16 protein-coding genes, 1 tRNA gene and 1 other RNA gene are annotated in these 18,268 nt (G+C 67.4%); 8 read left to right on the top strand and 10 right to left on the bottom strand.

Annotated features, from left to right (window positions below; translation table 11 throughout):
- Positions 1-12: 12 nt before the first annotated feature.
- From rbsD to I6N91_RS07440, 6 genes are read right to left on the bottom strand one after another with little or no spacing between them, the layout of a single operon-like run.
- Positions 13-396 carry a D-ribose pyranase gene (gene rbsD, locus I6N91_RS07465; protein ID WP_198811963.1) on the bottom strand — a complete coding sequence of 128 codons (384 nt, stop codon included), beginning with the start codon at positions 394-396 and terminating at the stop codon, positions 13-15.
- On the bottom strand, positions 393-1,340 hold the full coding sequence (locus I6N91_RS07460; protein WP_198811962.1) for a ribokinase: 948 nt from the start codon (positions 1,338-1,340) through the stop codon (positions 393-395). The genes rbsD and I6N91_RS07460 overlap by 4 nt, the downstream gene beginning before the upstream one ends.
- The gene (locus I6N91_RS07455; RefSeq protein ID WP_198811961.1) at positions 1,337-2,278 is read right to left on the bottom strand and encodes a substrate-binding domain-containing protein; all 942 of its coding nucleotides are present in this window, start codon (positions 2,276-2,278) and stop codon (positions 1,337-1,339) included. The genes I6N91_RS07460 and I6N91_RS07455 overlap by 4 nt, the downstream gene beginning before the upstream one ends.
- A 41-nt stretch (positions 2,279-2,319) precedes the next feature.
- On the bottom strand, positions 2,320-3,291 hold the full coding sequence (locus I6N91_RS07450) for an ABC transporter permease (RefSeq protein ID WP_198811960.1): 972 nt from the start codon (positions 3,289-3,291) through the stop codon (positions 2,320-2,322).
- Positions 3,288-4,820: a sugar ABC transporter ATP-binding protein gene (locus tag I6N91_RS07445; RefSeq protein ID WP_198811959.1), complete on the bottom strand. Its 1,533-nt coding sequence runs from the start codon at positions 4,818-4,820 to the stop codon at positions 3,288-3,290. The genes I6N91_RS07450 and I6N91_RS07445 overlap by 4 nt, the downstream gene beginning before the upstream one ends.
- The gene (locus tag I6N91_RS07440; protein WP_198811958.1) at positions 4,817-5,830 is read right to left on the bottom strand and encodes a LacI family DNA-binding transcriptional regulator; all 1,014 of its coding nucleotides are present in this window, start codon (positions 5,828-5,830) and stop codon (positions 4,817-4,819) included. The genes I6N91_RS07445 and I6N91_RS07440 overlap by 4 nt, the downstream gene beginning before the upstream one ends.
- Before the next feature lie 114 nt (positions 5,831-5,944).
- Here I6N91_RS07440 and I6N91_RS07435 point away from each other — a divergent pair, with 114 nt between their 5' ends.
- Positions 5,945-6,814 (top strand): hypothetical protein, encoded by an 870-nt coding sequence (locus I6N91_RS07435; protein WP_198811957.1) that lies wholly within the window; start codon positions 5,945-5,947, stop codon positions 6,812-6,814.
- 8 nt (positions 6,815-6,822) lie between these two features.
- On the opposite strand, the gene I6N91_RS07430 is transcribed toward I6N91_RS07435, so the two are convergent.
- A complete protein-coding gene (locus I6N91_RS07430) occupies positions 6,823-7,338 on the bottom strand; it encodes a glutathione peroxidase (protein ID WP_198811956.1) in 516 nt (171 codons plus the stop codon).
- A gap of 208 nt (positions 7,339-7,546) precedes the next feature.
- On the opposite strand from I6N91_RS07430, the gene I6N91_RS07425 reads away from it, so the two are divergent.
- The gene (locus I6N91_RS07425) at positions 7,547-8,467 is read left to right on the top strand and encodes an oxygenase MpaB family protein (RefSeq protein WP_198812043.1); all 921 of its coding nucleotides are present in this window, start codon (positions 7,547-7,549) and stop codon (positions 8,465-8,467) included.
- A gap of 82 nt (positions 8,468-8,549) precedes the next feature.
- Here the strand turns inward: I6N91_RS07425 and I6N91_RS07420 are convergent.
- Positions 8,550-8,634: transfer RNA gene (locus tag I6N91_RS07420), tRNA-Ser, on the bottom strand.
- A 96-nt stretch (positions 8,635-8,730) separates the two neighbouring features.
- Between I6N91_RS07420 and I6N91_RS07415 the strand changes: the two genes are divergently transcribed.
- The 6 genes from I6N91_RS07415 (at position 8,731) to recR (ending at position 15,975) form a co-directional block, all read left to right on the top strand.
- A complete protein-coding gene (locus tag I6N91_RS07415; protein WP_198811955.1) occupies positions 8,731-9,255 on the top strand; it encodes a hypothetical protein in 525 nt (174 codons plus the stop codon).
- The gene (locus tag I6N91_RS17460) at positions 9,168-10,169 is read left to right on the top strand and encodes a DUF222 domain-containing protein (RefSeq protein WP_307843282.1); all 1,002 of its coding nucleotides are present in this window, start codon (positions 9,168-9,170) and stop codon (positions 10,167-10,169) included. Before I6N91_RS07415 ends, I6N91_RS17460 begins: the two co-directional genes overlap by 88 nt.
- Positions 10,170-10,457: 288 nt before the next feature.
- An RNA gene (gene ffs, locus I6N91_RS07405) (signal recognition particle sRNA small type) lies at positions 10,458-10,553 on the top strand.
- A 59-nt stretch (positions 10,554-10,612) separates the two neighbouring features.
- Positions 10,613-11,545 carry a tRNA glutamyl-Q(34) synthetase GluQRS gene (gluQRS, locus tag I6N91_RS07400; protein ID WP_198811953.1) on the top strand — a complete coding sequence of 311 codons (933 nt, stop codon included), beginning with the start codon at positions 10,613-10,615 and terminating at the stop codon, positions 11,543-11,545.
- A gap of 9 nt (positions 11,546-11,554) precedes the next feature.
- Complete coding sequence (locus I6N91_RS07395; protein ID WP_198811952.1) at positions 11,555-15,298, top strand: DNA polymerase III subunit gamma and tau; 3,744 nt, start codon at positions 11,555-11,557, stop codon at positions 15,296-15,298.
- 80 nt (positions 15,299-15,378) lie between these two features.
- Positions 15,379-15,975 carry a recombination mediator RecR gene (gene recR / locus I6N91_RS07390; protein ID WP_198811951.1) on the top strand — a complete coding sequence of 199 codons (597 nt, stop codon included), beginning with the start codon at positions 15,379-15,381 and terminating at the stop codon, positions 15,973-15,975.
- Positions 15,976-16,033: 58 nt separating this feature from the next.
- On the opposite strand, the gene I6N91_RS07385 is transcribed toward recR, so the two are convergent.
- Both I6N91_RS07385 and I6N91_RS07380 read right to left on the bottom strand, forming a co-directional pair.
- Positions 16,034-17,167 carry an ABC transporter permease gene (locus I6N91_RS07385; RefSeq protein WP_198811950.1) on the bottom strand — a complete coding sequence of 378 codons (1,134 nt, stop codon included), beginning with the start codon at positions 17,165-17,167 and terminating at the stop codon, positions 16,034-16,036.
- Positions 17,164-18,096, bottom strand: a complete 933-nt coding sequence (locus tag I6N91_RS07380; RefSeq protein ID WP_120165741.1) for an ABC transporter ATP-binding protein — start codon at positions 18,094-18,096, stop codon at positions 17,164-17,166. Before I6N91_RS07380 ends, I6N91_RS07385 begins: the two co-directional genes overlap by 4 nt.
- Positions 18,097-18,268: the final 172 nt, after the last annotated feature.

Raw genomic sequence — 18,268 nt, 5'->3', positions numbered from 1 at the left:
ACGGACGTCCGCCTAGAAATCCACTCCGGATTGAAGGATGACGTTGGCGTACGGTGTGGCCTCCCCGGTGCGGATGACCAGCCGCGCCGTGGGCAGCAGGGCCTTGAGGTCTTCGTGCGGAATGGTTCGGGGAGTGAGCCCCTCCGCACGCACCCACTCCCCGGCCGCGCCGTCATGCGCTTCGGTGGCGATGATGCTGCCTTCCACGACGATCTCCGCCAGCACCGCCCGCAGCACATCCGTGAACCGGGGGATCCCCCGGACCAGGGTGAGGTCGACGGTGTGGACCGTCGCGGGGATGGGCAGGCCGCTGTCGGCGATGACGACGAGGTGGCCGTGGCCGAGGCCCGCGATGGCCGAGCTGAGGGCGGGGTTCAGGATGCCGCCGCGCTTCATGCGGTGGCTCCTTCACTCCTGCTGATCCCGTCACCGGGGAGCTCGTCACCCAGGGCCGGGTAGGACGGCTGGGCGCCCTCGGACCGGACGGCGTACGCGCCGACGCGCACGGCGAATCCGACGCCGGAGGCCAGGCTGTCGCCCGCGGCGAGGCGGGCGGCGAGCGCCCCGACGAAGGCGTCACCGGCCCCGGTGGTGTCGACCGCCGAGACCTTCGGCGCCGGGAACCGCTCCACGGTGCCGTTGGAGGCCACCATGGCTCCTTCGGCACCGAGGGTGAGGACAACGGAGGCGAAGCCGGCCGCCGACAGCGCCTCGATGATCCTGCGGTGGTCGGCCGCCGTGGGGAGGTCCCGGACGCCCAGTTGCTCGAGCACCAGGATGCCCTCGTGCTCGTTGACCACCAACGGGTCGGCGGTCAGCAGCGCGGAGCGTTCGACGTCGATCACCGGCGCAAGGTTGATCATCACGCGACCCTCCGCGTGCTGCACGGCTTCGGCAATCGACCCGGCGGGGATCTCCCCCTGGAGCACGAGGACCGTGGCCTCGGAGATTAGGGATGCCTGGGAGCGCACGACCTCGCGTGTCACCTCAGCGTTGGCGCCGGGAATCACCACGATTGAATTTTCGCCGCCTGCCGAAACCTGGACGAGGGCCACACCGGTGCCGGCCTCCGCCGGGTGCAGGGCGAGGTTGACGCCGGCGGCCCGCAGCCCGGCCAGGGCCGGGTCGGCATAGGCGTCCCGGCCCACGGCACCGACCAGCGCGACCTGCGCGCCGAGCCGGGCGGCCGCGACGGCCTGGTTCGCGCCCTTCCCACCGGGCAGGACGGTCATCGACCGCCCCAGAACGGTCTCACCCGGTTGCGGGTGGCGTTCCAGCGTCACCACGAGGTCCGCGTTGATGGACCCGACGACGACGATGCCCGATGCCTTGGTGCTCATTCGGTGAATTCCCCGACGTTTTCCTCGTTGACGGTCGTCACGGGCACCGGGATGGTGGATTCGACGGACTCGTCATTGAGGAGCTGGGCAAGGACCTCGACGGATCGCTTGCCGAGCTCGGCGGGCTGCTGGGCGATCGTCGCCGTCATCGTGCCGGCCTCGATCGCAGCAAGGCCCTCCTCGGTGCCGTCGAAGCCGACAACGCTCACCTCGCTGCCGGCCCGGTCGCCCAGCGCCTGGATCGCGCCCAGGGCCATCTCGTCGTTTTCGGCGAAGATGCCGGTGACGTCGGGGTTGGACTGCAGCAGGTTGGTCGCCACGTTGAGCGCTTCGGCCCGGTCGAAGTTCGCCGTCTGCTGTGCCACGACCTCGATGTCCGGGTAGGCCGCGAGCCCTTCGGTGAATCCGGCGCCGCGGTCACGGCTTGCCGAGGTGCCAGCCACGCCCTGGAGGACGATCACCTTCCCCTTTTCGCCCATCGCGCGGGCGAGCTCCTCGGCTGCCTGCTTGCCGCCGGCAACGTTGTCGCTGGAGACGAGCGACTGCACCTCGGCGCCGTTGACCGCACGGTCGACGGCCACGACGGGCGTCCCGTCCTCGACGAGGGGGCTCACCGCGGCCGCTGCGGCGTCGGAGTCGACGGGGTTGATGATGACGCCGTCCGTGCCGCTGGTGGCGGCGGTGGCGAGCTGGTTGGTCTGCGTCGCGGAGTCGTTCTGCGCGTCGATGACATCCAGGGTGATGCCGGCCTCGTCCGCCGCCTCCTGGGCGCCGTCGCGCAGTTCAACGAAGAAGGGGTTGTTGAGGGTTGAGACGGCGAGGGTGACGCTGTCGCCTTCGGAGGCGGTGTCGCCGCCTCCGCGGTTGCAGGCGGTGGCGGTGAGCAGGAGTGCGACTGACATCGTCAGCGCGGTTGCCTGGGAGGAGGAGAACTTCATTGTTGGATCCTTTGTTGGTGGGTTGGACGGTGGGAAAAGTTCTAGTGGCGTGCGCTTTTTCGCCGCAGCGAGTCGACGCCGACGGCGAGGGCGATCACCAGGCCGATGACCACCTGCTGCCAGAAGGAGGAGACGTTGAGCAGGTTGAGGCCGTTGCGGATGACCACCAGGACCAGCGCGCCGATCAGGGTGCCGCTGATCCGGCCCACTCCACCGGCGAGGGAGGCGCCGCCGATGACGACGGCGGCAATGGCGTCAAGTTCGTACCCGACTGCCGCCTGGGGCTGGGCCGAATCGAGCCGGCCGGACAGCAGGAGTCCTGCCAGCGCGGCGAACAGTCCGGAGAGGGCGAACACGGTGACCAGCACGCGGCGAACCGGGATCCCGGAGAGCCGGGCGGCTTCGGTGTTCCCACCAACGGCGTACATGTAACGGCCGATGACTGTGAAATTGAGGATCGCGGCAGCAACGGTTCCCGCGATAACGAGGACGACGATCGGCATGGGTACCGGTCCGATGTTGCTGCCGAGGAACGACACCGCAGGGGCGGTGGGGATGGGGCGCCCTTCGGAGAGGACGAGCGTGAGGCCACGGGCGATGCTGAGCATCGCTAGGGTGGCGATGAAGGAGGGGAGCCTGCCGAACGCCACGGCGAGGCCGCTGACGGCGCCGCTGAGCGCTCCAAAGAAAAGCCCTCCGCCAAGCGCAAGCCACCCGGGAAGATCCGCCTGTGAAAAAATCCACGCCGATCCCATCGCGGAGAGCGCAGCGACGGATCCGACGGAGAGGTCGATTCCACCGGCAACGATCACGAAGGTGAGACCAAAGGCCAACACCGCGATCACTGAGGCCTGGATCCCGATATTGAGCAGGTTCGGGCCGGTGAGGAAGTCCGGTGTGGCGATGAAGAGTGCGAGCCCGAGGACAAACAGTCCAACCAATGCTCCATTGTTGGCGAGGAACTTCGCGAACGTCGCCCCTCCGAGCCCTGGCCGGGCAGCTACCTTGTTCATGATTCGTCCTTCATCTGCTTGTCTTCGAGTTCGCGCTTTACGTCACGGACGGCAAGGGACATCACGGCGTCCTGGGTGGCGGACTCCGCCGGCACTTCCCCCGCGATGTGCCCGCCGCTCATCACCAGGATCCGATCGGCCATGCCGAGCACTTCCGGTAGTTCGCTGGAGACCATGACGACGGCGCCTCCGGCCGCGGTGATCGCGTTGATCAGTTCGTAAATTTCGACTTTGGCACCGACGTCGACGCCGCGGGTTGGTTCGTCGAGCAGCAGGACAGTCGATCCTGCGACGATCCAGCGGGCGAACACAGTCTTCTGCTGGTTGCCGCCGGACAGTGCTCCGACTGCCTGATCGAGCCCGGCCATCCGGATCCGCAGCTTGTCAGCGACCTCCTGCGCCCGCCGGCGCTGTCCTGCGAAGTCGACGATTCCTGCCTTCGCCGTCGATGCGAGCGTCGCGTAGCCGATGTTCTCGTTGACGGCGGCACCGAGCACGAGTCCCTGCACCTTTCGATCCTCGGGAACGTGGCCAAGTCCGGCGCGGATCGCAGCACCAACGTTGAGCGGTGGGAGCTTTTTGCCGCGGACCCTCACGGAACCCGAGGTGTACGGGTCGATCCCGGCGATCGCCCGGACCACTTCGGTGCGACCGGCGCCCACGAGTCCGGCGAGTGCGACAACCTCGCCGGCGTGCACCGAGAAGGAGACGTCGTTGACCATGCCCTTCGTGGATAGGCCGCTGACCTCGAGGAGGGTCTCCGGCGCGCCGCTGAACTCCCGGCGCCGTGGGAACTGCTTGTCGATATCGCGGCCCACCATCAGGCGCACGAGTTCGCCCTCTCCCGTTGTCGCGGGCACTTCAGCAATAAATTTTCCGTCGCGCAGCACGGAGACCGAATCCCCGATCGCTGCGATCTCGTCGAGGTGGTGGCTGATGAAGACCATGCCCACGCCGCGCTCCCGGAGGTCCTCGACAACCGAAAACAGCGCCGAGATTTCACGCTTGGTCAGTGCCGCAGTGGGCTCGTCGAGGATCAGCATTCGGGCATTGAGGCTAAGCGCCTTCGCGATCTCGACGAGTTGCTGACGGGCGATGCCCAGTCCGCCTACGTGCTGGTCGACGTCGAGGTCGAGGCCGATGAGGGCCAGGGCCGCACGGGCGTCGTCCTTCATTTTGCGTTTGTCCACGAGGCCGAAGCGGCGGGGCATCCGTCCCAGCGCAATATTCTCAGCGATGCTCATCGACCCAACGAGGTTGAGTTCCTGGTGGATGGTGGCGATACCGTGCTTCTCCGACGCTTTCGTGTCAGGGAGGTGGACTTCCTCGCCATCGATGAGGATCCTGCCGCCGTCGGGCTGGTGCACTCCGGCCATCATTTTGATCAGGGTCGACTTGCCGGCGCCATTCTCGCCCAGCAACACCTGCACCCTGCCTGGCAGCACGTCGACGCTCACGCCGTCAATCACTGTGACAGGACCGAACTTCTTGGTCACGTTGTCGAGGGTCAGGATCGGGCTGCCGCTCATGGGTGTTGTCCTCTCGAGGGTTCAGGGGTGGAACCGCGGACGATCAGGCGGCTTGGGAGCACGCGGGAGGCGGGTGATCCGCCAGCGATGACGCTTGTGAGCATTTCAACGGCGATCCGCCCCATCGCGTCAACGTCATGCGCGATGACCGTGAGGGCGGGATTGAGGAGGGTGAAGGCCTCGATGTCGTCGTAGCCGACAAAGGAGATGCCCGACCCGATGGCCACACCGCGCTGGTTGCAGACAGCGATGGCGCCAATGCTCATCAGGCTGTCCGCCGCGAGCAGGGCCGTGGGAGGGTCTGCCAGCTCGAGCAGCGTCCGCGCTCCCGCCGCTCCGCTCGCGGCCTGGAAGTCTCCGAAGAAAATGAGCTCCTCGGCGTCGTCCGCTCCGGTGCCGGCGATCGCCTCCCGGTAGGCGGTGAGGCGTTCCCTCCCGGTGGAGCTTGACTGCGGGCCGGCGATGTAGCCGATGCGGCGGTGGCCTTGGGAGGCAAGGTGGCGGACGGCCTCCTGGATGCCGGTGACATTGTCGGGGCTGACACTGGGAACGTCGGTGTTGTCGAGGACGCGGTCCACGAACACCACAGGGACGCCGCTGCCAAGCAGATTGGCGAGGTTCTCCTCGTCCCCCTGCGGGGCCGCGATCACGCCGTCGACCCGCTGGGACAGCATGACTTCGATGTAGCGGTCCTGCTGCTCGACACTTTCGTTGGCGTTACCGAACAGGGTGAGGTATCCGAAGTCCCGGGCCCGCTGTTCTACTGCGTGGGCGAGGTCGGCAAAGAAGGGGTTGCGGACGTCGGGCAGGAGAAGTCCGATGGTCTGCGTGCGGGTTTTCCGGAGCGACCTCGCCTGCGCATTGGGCCGGAAACCGAGGTGTTCCACGGCGGCTCCGACTGCCTTGCGCGCCTCGGGTGAGGTAGCCGGATGGCCGGAGAGGACGCGGGACGCCGTGGCCTTGGAGACACCGGCCGCCTGGGCGACGTCTTTGATTGTTACCGCCCGCACCTGTGCTCCCTACGCCATTGTGGAACCGATTCCATGGAACCGATTCCACAAGTATGGAGGAGATCACGCTGATCGTCAACTGGGTGCAGGCGCTTGGGCGGAACATAATGGAGCATGCCCTCCTCCTTCGTTCCCCTCGGCCTGCTCCTCGACGTCGACGGCCCCGTCGCCAGCCCCGTCACCCGCACAGTCCCGGCCCGTATCATCGACAATCTGCTCACGCTGGCTGCCGCTGGCTGGCCCGTCGTCTTCAACACCGGCCGTTCGGATGCGTTCATCCGGGAACAGGTGATGGGACCGATGATGGCCGCCGGAATTCCGGCCGGGGTCCGCTTTCACGCGGTGTGCGAAAAAGGGGCATCGTGGTTCAGCTTCGACGCCGACGGCGCAGGTGAAGTGCACGTGGACAAGGAGCTCGCCCTGCCCGCAAGCTTCGGTGACGACGTCCGGGACCTCGTGGAGGAGAAATACTCGGCGCTGATGTTCTTCGATGAAACCAAGCGCGCGATGGTCTCGGTCGAGCAGTCGCTCGACGTCAGCAGTGCCGACTACCTGGCCGGACAGGCAGAGTTCGACGCCGATGCAATCGACATCCTGGCGAGCTACGACATGGGCGGAATCCGGCTCGGCCAGGAGCGGCCCGACAGCAACGGGGAGGTGGGCTACCGCATCGATCCCACGATCATTTCGACCGACATCGAATCGGTCCGGCTGGGCAAGGACCTCGGCGCGGAGCGGGCACTGGCCCTGCTGGCTCCCTTTGGTGAGGTTCCTACCATCTGGCGGACCGTCGGTGACTCACGGACCGACTACGCGATGGCGGACTACCTCTTTGCCAAGGGCTACGACGTCGCCCACGTCGACGTCCGGCCCTCAGACGGCGTGCCGGAGAAGCCGTACCCCATCCTCATCGAGGAGGGCCTGGTCAACGAGGAGGCCGGAGCGGCCTTCCTCGCAGGCTGCGTCGCCGTCCTCGCCCAGTAGGGCGCCGCTTAGGCCGCTGCCTTTAGGCAGGACTCGATTGCGGCGGCAACTTGGGGGGCGTCGGGCTCCAGTGTGGGCGCGAAGCGGTCGATGATGGTCCCTTCGCGGTTGATGAGGAACTTCTCGAAGTTCCACCTCACCAGTCCGGGCAGCACCGACTTCGACAGGCCGGCACCCTTGTAATCGGTCAGCCGGGCGTACAGCGGGTGCTGGTTCTTTCCGCGCACATCCGCCTTGCGGGTGAGCGGGAAGGTGACGCCGAAATTCATTGAGCAGAAGGCCCGGATGTCCTCGTCGGTACCCGGCTCCTGGTTCATGAACTGGTTGCAGGGAACGCCAAGCACGACGAAGCCATCCGCTTCGAACCTCCGGTACAGCCGCTCAAGTCCCTCGTACTGGGGAGTGAACCCGCAGTTCGATGCCACATTGACCACCAGGACGATGCTGCCCCGAAAGTCGCCGAAGGACCGGGTGGTGCCATCATTCATGGCCAGCTCGATGTCATAGAGGTCACTTGTGGGCATGGCTACTCCTCACTGGTCGTTACCAACGAAGGATCTTCGTTCCGGGGCGCCGTTTGGATGGGATGCCGGGGCCGGGAAGTCAGGGCGGGAAGCCGGGCCGGGAAGTCAGGGCAGGGAAGTCGGGCCGGGGAACTCCGCGGCCGTGGCCTTCGTGAAAGAGGTCAGCGGCATTCCTGCCCGCGCCGGTTTTCCAAGGAGACCTATGCTGATGGATCTTGTTGCGGCATGGCGCACTCAGCTGCGCACCACGTTCACCGCGGGCGATCCTGCGATACCCCAGTGGCAGTTGGATCTGGAACAGGGCGACGACGTCGGCTACTTCGTTCCGGGGTCCGCTGTGTGGGCGGTGAACGGCTCGATGACCCCGCTCGTCGCGGGGATCCGCGCATTGCTGCTCCAGACCCTGCATCCCGGCGCCATGGCAGGGGTCCATGCGCACTCCTCCTTCCGTGAGGACCCCCTGGGGCGGCTGGCGAACACCATCCGGTGGATCTTCACCGTCACCTACGGATCCCGGCGCACAGCGCAGGAGGGATCCGCCTTCGTCCAGCGGCTGCACCAACGGGTCCGGGGCACGTACGTCGACAGCCACGGCACCACCCGCGAGTATTCCGCCGCTGATCCTGCGCTCGTCCGATGGGTCCACCTCGCCTTCACCGATGCGTTCCTCGCCGCACACAAGGCCTACGGAGGGCCTATCCCCGGCGGCGGCGACCAGTACGTCGCAGAATGGGCACAGGCTGGTGAGCTCATGGGGGTTGAGTCGCCACCGCGTTCGGAAGCGGAGCTGGCAGCACAGTTGAGGGCTTTCGACCCTGAGCTGACCAACAGCGACCAGGTGCAGGAGGCCCTCGCGTACATCAAGCGCCCTCCCCTGCCGGCCTCGCAGCGGCTCGGCTATCGGGTGCTGTTCGCTGCGGCGGTCGCGACCCTTGAGCCGCGCCACCGGGAGATGCTCGGGTTGCGCGTGCCTTCCCTCGGGCCGATCCCGCTACCGGTCAAGGCGGCAACCCATGTTGTCCTGAAGGTGGTGCGTCTCGGGCTGGGGCCGGAGGGGCCAAGCGAGGCCGCCGCCCGACGGCGGATCGCGCGGGTACGGGCAGCCGGATCGAGCCGACGAACCGCGTGACGGAGGCCTCAGGCTCCTGAGGAACCTATCCCTGAGGGCATGAAATAAGCCCCGGTCGTTGAAGACCGGGGCTTATTTTCTGCGGAGGATGGGGGATTTGAACCCCCGAGGGCGTTAACCCAACACGCGTTCCAGGCGTGCGCCATAGGCCGCTAGGCGAATCCTCCTAATTTGGAGCAGATACCAGAATACCTAAACATGGGTCAGGTTCCGAATCGGCGCTCTCAGCCTGTTTTGTCAGAGGGAGGTGGTGGACTATAGGCATGGTCCAGCCAGCACCGGAAACCAAGGCCGACGAAGCCTTCGATCCCGAGTGGACGGCGCCCAGTTCGGCCCTCGAGGGCGGCTTGTTAGGGTACCTCGAGAATGAGCCGCTATGGCTCGCGCACGAGCTGACAGCTCTTGACCCTGCCGCCATCGCCGAACTGAATGCCGGTGAGGCGGTGGACACCCTTGAGAAGGTCGCGCGGTTGGAGAGGTGGCTTTCCGCCCTGAAGGCCCGGATCGTTCACCGCGTCGGCACTTCGATGACCGAACGCGCACGCTCCGGAGTCGAGCACCGCCTGGCGTGCATGAACGCGGTCAGCGAGACCGCGTGTGTCCTCAACATTCCTGAGGGTACTGCCGGTTTTCTCCTCAATGAATCGACCGCCCTGGTCGAAGACTTCCCACCGTCACTCGAGGCGTTGAGCTCAGGACGATCAACTACCAGCACGCGCAGGTCATCATCCGGGAAAGCACTGGCATTCCTGCTGAAGAGCGGGCCGGGTATGAGGAATCCCTGCTGAGTGTGGCCCCGGACCTGACCCGTCCGCAGCTCGCGGTCCGGGCCCGGCGGCTGAGGGAGAAAATGTGCCCCAAGGCAGCCGCCGAGCGACGCACCAAGGCCGAGGCCGACCGGGCCGTCTGGCTGGAACCGGCTCCGGATGGCATGGCCTACATTGGCGCGTTCCTGGGCGCCGAAAACGCCGTCGCCATGTTCGACCGGGTGACCCGTGCTGCTCGCGCCGCACAGGGACCGAACGAGGCGCGGACCTTGGCCCAGCTGCGTGCGGATGCGCTGGCAGGCCTGGTGATCCAGGACAACCCCTCCCTGCAGGAAGACGGGATTCTGAGTGGCATTCGGCCCCAGGTGCTCGTAACCGTTCCGGTGCTGTCCCTGCTGGGAGAGAGCGGAATGCCCGGCGATCTCGAGGGGTACGGCCCGATCCCGGCAAGTGTCGCCCGGAAGCTCGCGGCGAATGCACCTTCCCTGCTGCGGCTGCTCACCGATCCTGTGGATTCGGCGGTGCTCGACGTCGGCCGGCGCCGCTACCGGGTACCAACCGACCTGAAAACCTACTTGCGCGTTCGCGACAAGACCTGCAGGTTTCCGGGATGTAATCGGTCAGCAGCCACGGCGGATCTCGACCACACAGTCCCCTGGGAGGACGGCGGAAGCACCCGGCCCGGGAACCTCGCCTGCCTCTGCCCCAAGCACCACGGCATGAAACATGAGGCTGGCTGGTCGGTGCGGCAGCATCCCGGAGGGGTGCTCGCCTGGACGTCGCCGACCGGGAGGAACTACTCGACAAGACCGGAGGATCCCCCTGCCGCAGTGCGGTCCGATGCCGGACAGTCGTGGGCATCAGCGCGGGCATCGGGGCGGACGCCCGGGCCGGCCTGGCGGCCGCCGCCGACTGACGATCCGCCGCCGTTCTAGTCTTCTGACCCTCCGGAAGCGTGGGGGGACATCCGGCCAGGCGGTCACCGCCGACTGACGCCCGCCACGGTTCAAGTCTTCGCGCCATCCGGAAGCGCATGGACAGCCGGTCTAGCGATCGCAGCAGACTGACGACCCACGACCGTCTTCGTTCTCGCTCCCGCTGGAAGGGTGAGAACGCGCGGCCATGCCGGCGTCGGCGTTGCCCGTGGGAGGTGTCCGGATTGAAGCACAACGCAGCGCCAGCGCCGGGCTCAGGAGCAGCCCTGAAGTTCCTGTAGACTATTTCCCGGCCCCTCATGTGGTGTCATCCTGTGAACTCCCCCAGGACCGGAAGGTAGCAAGGGTAAGCGGGCTCTGGCAGGTGCATGGGGGGTCTTTACTTTAACCGTCGGCCGGTTGGGTCGACCCCTTGGTAGGGAATGCGGCGAGGGAGCGAGGCCATGGAGACGATCTCAGGGGCGGGACGCTTTGCACCCAGCCCTTCCGGCGAGTTGCACCTCGGCAACCTCCGGACGGCGATCCTCGCCTGGCTGTTCGCCCGGTCCACTCGACGCCGTTTCCTGCTGCGCATCGAGGATCTCGACACTGCCCGCGCCGGCGCCGAGGAAGCCCAGATCAGGGAGCTCTCGGCCTTGGGTCTGGACTGGGACGCACCGCCTATCCGCCAGAGCGAGCATCTGCCGCGGTACGAAGCGAGCATCGAGTCTCTGGCGGAGGCGGGCCTGCTGTACGAGTGCTTCTGCACCCGTCGCGACATCGCGGAGGCCGCCACAGCTCCCCATGCACTGCCCGGCGTGTACCCCGGAACCTGCCGGAACCTCCCCGACGCCCAGCGTGAGCTTCGCCGCAGGGAGCGCCCACCTGCGCTCCGGCTGCGCGCCGGCGTCGAGGCCCTCACCATTCAGGACCGGCTGCATGGCGAGTACACCGGCCCCGTGGACGACTTCGTGGTCCGGCGGAACGACGGCGTGCCCGCCTACAACCTCGCGGTCGTCGTCGACGATGCCGCGCAGGGAATCGACCAGGTGGTGCGCGGCGGGGACCTTCTCAGTTCGGCCCCGCGCCAGGCGTACCTCGCCGGCCTGCTCGGAGCTCCGGTGCCGCTGTATGCGCACGTGCCGCTCGCGCTGGGCAAGGACGGGCACCGGCTGGCCAAGCGGGACGGGTCCGTGACCCTTGAAGCGCTTGGCACGGAGGGGCTCCCGGTGGAGGCGGTCCGCGCCATCATCCTGAGATCGCTGGACCTGCCGGCCGGTCCGTTGAGTTCCGTCCTTGAGGAATTTGATCCGGACCTGCTCCCCCGCGATCCGTGGATCGTCGACCCTTCCCTCTTCTCCTCCACCGGAATGCGTTCCGTCACCCCCAACCGATAAGGTTCATCTGTGAGTACAGCCCTTTACCGTCGGTACCGCCCCGAGACCTTCGCGGACGTGATCGGCCAGGAGCACGTCACCGACCCGCTGATGGCCGCCATCGAAAAGGGCCGGGTCAATCACGCCTACCTGTTCTCCGGTCCCCGCGGCTGCGGCAAGACCACCTCGGCACGCATCCTCGCCCGCTGCCTGAACTGCGCCCAGGGCCCGACGCCGACGCCCTGCGGTGTGTGCGACAGCTGCGTCGAGCTGGCCCGCAACGGCTCCGGCAGCCTCGATGTCATCGAGATCGACGCCGCGAGCCATGGCGGCGTCGACGACGCCCGCGACCTCCGCGAGCGCGCCACCTTCGCCCCGGTGCGTGACCGCTACAAAATCTTCATCATTGACGAGGCCCACATGGTGACCTCGGCCGGCTTCAACGCCCTGCTCAAGATCGTCGAAGAGCCACCGGAGCACATCCTCTTCATCTTCGCGACGACCGAACCGGACAAGGTGATCGGGACGATCCGCTCGCGGACCCATCATTACCCCTTCAGGCTGGTCCCGCAGGAACCGCTGATGGCCTACCTCGAGCTGCTGTGCCGGCAGGAGAACGTGCCCGTCGCTCCGGGCGTACTCTCCCTGGTCGTGCGGGCCGGCGGCGGTTCAGTGCGCGACTCCCTCTCGGTGCTCGACCAGCTGATGGCGGGGGCGGGCGAGTCCGGCGTTGACTACGAACTGGCCGTCTCCCTGCTTGGCTACACCCACGCGACCCTGCTCGACGACGTCGTCGACGCCGTCGCTGCCGGGGACGCTGCGACCGTGTTCACCGCAGTGGACCGGGTGATCCAGACCGGTCACGACCCGCGGCGGTTCGTTGAGGATCTCCTCGAGCGTTTCCGCGACCTGATTGTCATCAACGCCGTCCCCGAGGGGGCGGCCTCCGTCCTGCGGGGCATCCCTGAGGACCAGCTGCACCGCATGCGGACCCAGGCGAACCAGCTCGGTGCCGGGGAGTTGTCCCGCGCCGCCGACATCACCAACACCGCGCTCACCGAGATGACCGGAGCCACGTCACCGCGACTGCACCTTGAGCTGCTGTGCGCGCGGATCCTGCTGCCCGCCGCGGACGAGTCGGTCCGCGGCACTCTTGCCCGGGTCGACCGGATCGAGCGCCGGCTCGCCTACGCCGGTACCGAACAAGCTCCGGTGACGGCCAGCCCGCCGGCACGTACAGCCGGTCAGGGCTCGGACCGTCCCGCTGAGGCCGCTGCCGGCGATGGCGCGCAGGGCGCCGCACGCGTCACGGCCGGTGTGGCGTCCGCTCCGACCGACGGTACAACCCGCCCGGCAGCCGGTTCGCCACCCGCCCCGGCATCAGCTACGTCAGCACCGAGCTCTCCTGCACCGGGCAATACGACGGCGGGAGACCGTTCTTCGGATAGCCGGAATGCGGATTCTGCGGCGCTTGCTGCCCCGACGCCGGACGCGGCGCCCTCGGAGGGAGCGCGCGGCGCTGCAGCGCCAGCCGGCTCAGCGCCCGCCGGTTCCGCGCCCGACCCACGGCCCGGCCAGGACAACGACGCCGCGCCCGACGCGACGCCCACCGGAGCTGCCCCTGCGGCTCCTGCGCCCGCACCGGCCGCCGCGTCGGTTGACTGGGGCAACAGCTGGGGAAGTGAACCGCCCGCGGCTGCACCCTCCGCCGCAACTTCGCCCGCGGCACCCGCGGCTGCACCCTCCACTGACCGCGCACCGGCGGACCGCTCCGCTGCGGGGCCCGCCGCGCACGGGCAGGCCCCCGCCCTCGATCCGGGCACCGGGAATCCTCCTGGAGCTCCGGAGCGGCCAGCCCAGAGCACCCCGACCGAGGCGCCTTCTGCCCCGGGAGGTTCAGGACAGATTGAGATGGTCCGCCGCGCCTGGCCGGAAATCATGGACGAGCTCGCGAAGATCAAGCGAATTACCTGGCTCAATGTGAATGTTGACGCGAAGCCGCGGTCGATGGAGGGCAATAAGCTCATCCTCGCCTTCACCACTCCTGGGAATGCCATAGCCTTCCAACGCGGGCCGCACATGGACAACGTGCGCCAGGCCATCCAGAAGGTCCTGGGGCTCGACTGCATGATCGAGGCCATCCTCGACGGTCCGGGCCGGGGTGAGTCGGACCCAAAAGTACCGGCCAGCCGGCCAACGCCGGCTAAGGGCACTCTCGACCCCCAATCGAATCCCGCAGTTGAGTCGCCCTCGGCCGCCGCACCACTCCCCCAGCGTTCGGGCACGCCCGTAGCGTCGCCGACCGGCCCTGCCGCAGCGCACAACGGCGCCGAGGTACAGCCGCCTGCGCAAGCGGCACCAGTGGGGAATGCTCCTGGTCCGGCAGCCCCATCGGCCGGTCCCGCCGTGCCCAGCCCGCCGGAAGACACTTTGCGTCCCCAGCAGCCACAGGAGCGAAAGAGTTCGGTGGCCAACTCCGCCGGCCCCGCCGGAGGCGTAGCCGGCCCCGGCCCTCGACCACAGACATCGGATTCAGCCGCTCCGGGATCACCCACGTCTGTTTCACCTACAGCCGGCTCACCCACGCCAGACTCGGCCGCGCCCGGTTCGCCCACGCCTGGTTCACCTACGCAGGGCTCGCCTAAGCAGGGCTCGCCCTCACCGGAATCGCCCGCGCCTGGCTCGGCCGCGCCGGATTCACGCATGCCTGGTTCACCCACGCCCGGATCACCCACGCCCGGGTCGCCCGCTCCTAGTTCACCCGCACACGGCTCGCCTCAATCCGACGACATGCCTTCCCGGGGAACACGTCCGTCGGCGGGAGCCCCTGCGGTTCCGGCCGGCGACCGCGTCGGTCCAACCGGCGGCCGCGCTGTGCCGCCAGCCGGCCAGGCAGGACCGGCCGCGGGACCGGCCGCGGGACCGGCCGCAGGTCCGGGTGCAGGACAGCAGGGGAATTCGGCCAACGGACCTTCAGTGCCCCGGACTGCACGGCATGACAGCGCGCCGTCATCGACTCCTGAGCCGCCTCCGTACTGGCAGAACCCTGACCCAGACGACGACTCCTGGGCTTTGATCGAGCCTCCCGAGGATGCGTACGATCCGGGTTCCGGACAGTACGGTGCCCCTGGTGCTCCCGGTGCTCCCGCCTCGCTGACGCTGCCTCAGGAACCATCGTCAGCCCGCCGTGCACCGGCAGGATCGCAGGTTCAGGCGCAGACCGCTGATGCGCATGCCGCACCCCAAGCTCCGGCGCAGGGATCCTCCGCCGCATCGTCACGGTCGCAGTCACCGGCCCAGCAGAAGGATCAGGCGCAGGTTCAGACGCAGGTGCCGCCGCAGGCACAGGCCGTTTCCCAGGCATCAGCTTCGTCTTCGGCTTCGACAGCGACCTCCTTCTCGGGACCAAGCCAGGGCCGGCCGCAAGGACCAGCGCCGGCACAGGCCCAGCCACAGACTCCAACCCAGCCACAAACACCCGCCAAGTCCCAGGCACCGGTTGCCGCTGCTCGTGGTTCCCAGGATGCCCCCGCCTCGGCAAGCGGATCGTCGGCCAAGCCCATCAGCCGGTACCAGCGGTTGCTCGATGAAGCGGCCCGGAAGCGGGCCGAGGAGGCCGCGACGGCGTCCGGAACCGTAGACTTGAGGTACGTCGAAGACGTTCCCAGCGCCGACGATGAGACGATCGAGGAAACCGGTCTCGTGGGGCGGTCGGCGATCGAACGGATCCTGAACGGCCGGCTCGTCGAGGAGCGTAGAATCGACGCCCAGTAGCAGGCGACGCACCCAGAAGATTCGGGGCGTACGGATGCATCGTTCGCCCTCCCGCAACATCCAACAATGAAGAAGGTCACGTGTACGAAGGCGCGGTTCAAGAGCTTATTGATGAGCTCGGTCGCCTCCCCGGTGTAGGACCGAAGTCCGCCCAGCGGCTCGCCTTCCACATCCTTGAGGCGGACGGAGACGACATGAAGCGGCTCGTCAACGCCATCACCACCGTCAAGGAGCGCGTGAAGTTCTGCGCAATCTGCGGAAACGTCGCCGAGCAGGAAACCTGCGGAATCTGCAGGGATTCCCGGCGCGACCCCTCGATGATCTGCGTCGTTGAAGAGTCCAAGGATGTCATCGCGGTGGAGCGCACCCGCTCCTTCCGCGGCCGCTACCATGTGCTCGGCGGCGCCATCAATCCCATCGCGGGAGTCGGACCGGATCAGCTGCGCATCCGTGAGCTCCTCAACCGGCTGACGGATGAGCAGATCAAGGAAATCATCATCGCCACGGACCCCAACCTTGAGGGGGAGGCGACGGCGACCTACCTGGTCCGGATGCTCAAGACCATCGGCATCCCGGTGACCCGGCTCGCCTCCGGGCTGCCGGTCGGCGGAGACCTCGAATACGCGGACGAGGTGACCCTCGGGCGCGCCTTCGAGGGCCGCCGCTCCATGTCCTAGCCAGAACCTGGGAGCTTCCGGGTTCTGGCCGCCCCTGCCGGAGGGACCGCCAGAGTCGTCAGGCGATCCGGGTACCCTGCGCCAGTCTCCGTACCGGCGTCCTCAGACGGCGGTATCCCAGCAGCAGCAGGCCCCCGGCCAGCAGCGACTGAAGCAGGAGCCCCAGCGGCCAGATCGGGAACTTGTCGTCGACGTCGCGGGCCAGTCCCTGCGACTCAGCACAGGTGACGTTGTAGTCAGGGCCTGCCTGGAAGTTTCTTACCTGCTGGCTGATTCCCTCCATCACTCCCGGAGGCCGGTAGTTTTCGACGTAGCCGAAGTCGCCCGATTGACCGGCATCCGCGGCGCTGCGTGAGTAGGGAACCGCGTCGGCCACCACCACGAAGGGGTTGGCGGCAAGCATCCACGTGATCCGTTCGGTGTGGGCCACCGGCTGCACGAAGGTTTCGGTGGTGCATTCCGGGTCCCCGGGCTGCGGCTCCGGGCTCTGGTCGTCAAGGTTTTCGGCCGGCATGGGGTAGCTGTAGTAGGAGGTGGTCACCTCGGCTTCCTCCATCACGAGCGCCGTGCTCAGCCCAAAGGTAATGAGCGTCCCCAGGGACAGCAGCGCCACCAGCATGTAGGTGGCCACAATGGAGAACAGCGGCCGGTTGGCGATAGCGGAAACCCCGACGCCGATGGCACAGACAAGACCTAGCTCAAGGGCGAGCATGCCCAGCGAAATGAACGCCTCGGAGGCGGGCACGCCCCCCAGGGCCAGCGCCCAGAAGATGAACGGTGCACTGAGCACAAGGAACGCCAGGGATCCGACCCAGGAGGCCAACCACTTTCCGGCGAGCAACTGACCCGGGGTCAGCAGGGTGACCTGCAGGACCGCCAACGTCCCGGCCGCCCGGTCGCCATTGACCGCATTCGCGGAAAGACCGGGCGCCACGAGCAGTCCGAAGAACAGCACGAATCCGACCACCAGGTCGAAGAGCATCGGGCCGATGTCCATATACGAGCCCATCGTGGCCAGGGCGAGGAGGAAGACCGCTGCGATCACCACAAACCACACGGCGAGCATGATGTACCATGCCCGGCCGCGGAGGCGCTGGCGCATCTCGAGCCCAAACACCGTCCCGACGGCGGACCGGGTGGAAAGGGTTCGTTCGTCCGCCATCTGCGGCGGTTGCTGCATCTTCACGCTCATCGTCTGTCCGTATCCAGGCTCATGTAGGTTTCTTCGAGCGCGCCACCGGCCGGCGCGAAGGCGGTGACGGCGACGTCCGCAAGCACGAGGGTGCGCAGGAGCCAGGCCGCCTGCTGGGTGCTGTCGAGCATCACCTGGTACTCGACCCGCCGGGAGTCCCCGCGCTCCTCGAACCGCATCCCATGGCCGGAGAGTTCCGCAGCGAGGGCATCCATCGGCTCGGCCTGGATGTTGTAGCGCCGCACCTGGTTTCCGGCCTCGTCAAGGGTCTGGCTGCGGACCGATTCGCCCCTGCTGACAAAGACGGCGCGGTCGGCGATCTCATCGAGTTCCGACAGCACATGGCTTGAGACAACCACCGTCTTGCCCGCGGCGGCAAGGGTCCGCAGCAGGGTCCGCAGGTCCACCCGGGATCCGGGGTCGAGGCCCGATGCCGGTTCGTCCAGAAGGAGGACCTGCGGGTCATGGATCAGGGCACGGGCCAGGCTGAGCCGCTGCTGCTGGCCACGGGAGAGCACCCGCGCCGGCTGGCGGGTGTACTCGGTGAGGCTCACCGTTTCAAGCAGCTCATGAGCACGGGCGGTCCGTTCTTCCGGACTCATCCCGTAGAGCGCCCCGGTGGTGGTGAGCACCTCGAGCGCCGAGAGGGAGTCCCACCTGCCGAGGGAATCGGGCATCCACCCGACAAGCCTGCGCACCCCCTGCGGGTCGGCCACCGGGTCGATCCCACCCACGCGCACCGAGCCGGAGTCGACGGCAAGGAGCGATGCGAGGATGAGCAGGAGGGTTGTCTTGCCGGAACCGTTGGGTCCGATCAGGGCGGTTACTTCACCGGGTGGGGCCTCGAAATCGATGTGCCGGACGGCCTGCACCGAGCCAAAGCTCCGTGCGGCGGCGTGCACAACGATTCCCCCAAATTCGTTGGTCATCCCGTGACCCTATGCCACCCGGCGCCGAATCGGTGGAGGTTGGCAGAGTTATTTTGAGGGGCCGTCCATATTCAGTCATGCAATTGGAGAGCCGCTTCGGCCCGCCGCTAGACTGGCAGCGTGTGGCACTCCGCGGGCGAGGGCCGGCCCGGCCGATGTGCCGTGCACCGAA

It is taken from the genome of Arthrobacter sp. MSA 4-2 (assembly GCF_016405885.1).
Lineage (GTDB): Bacteria > Actinomycetota > Actinomycetes > Actinomycetales > Micrococcaceae > Arthrobacter_D.
Note: the sequence above shows the minus strand (reverse complement) of the source record. Positions and strands in the feature narration are given on the sequence as shown.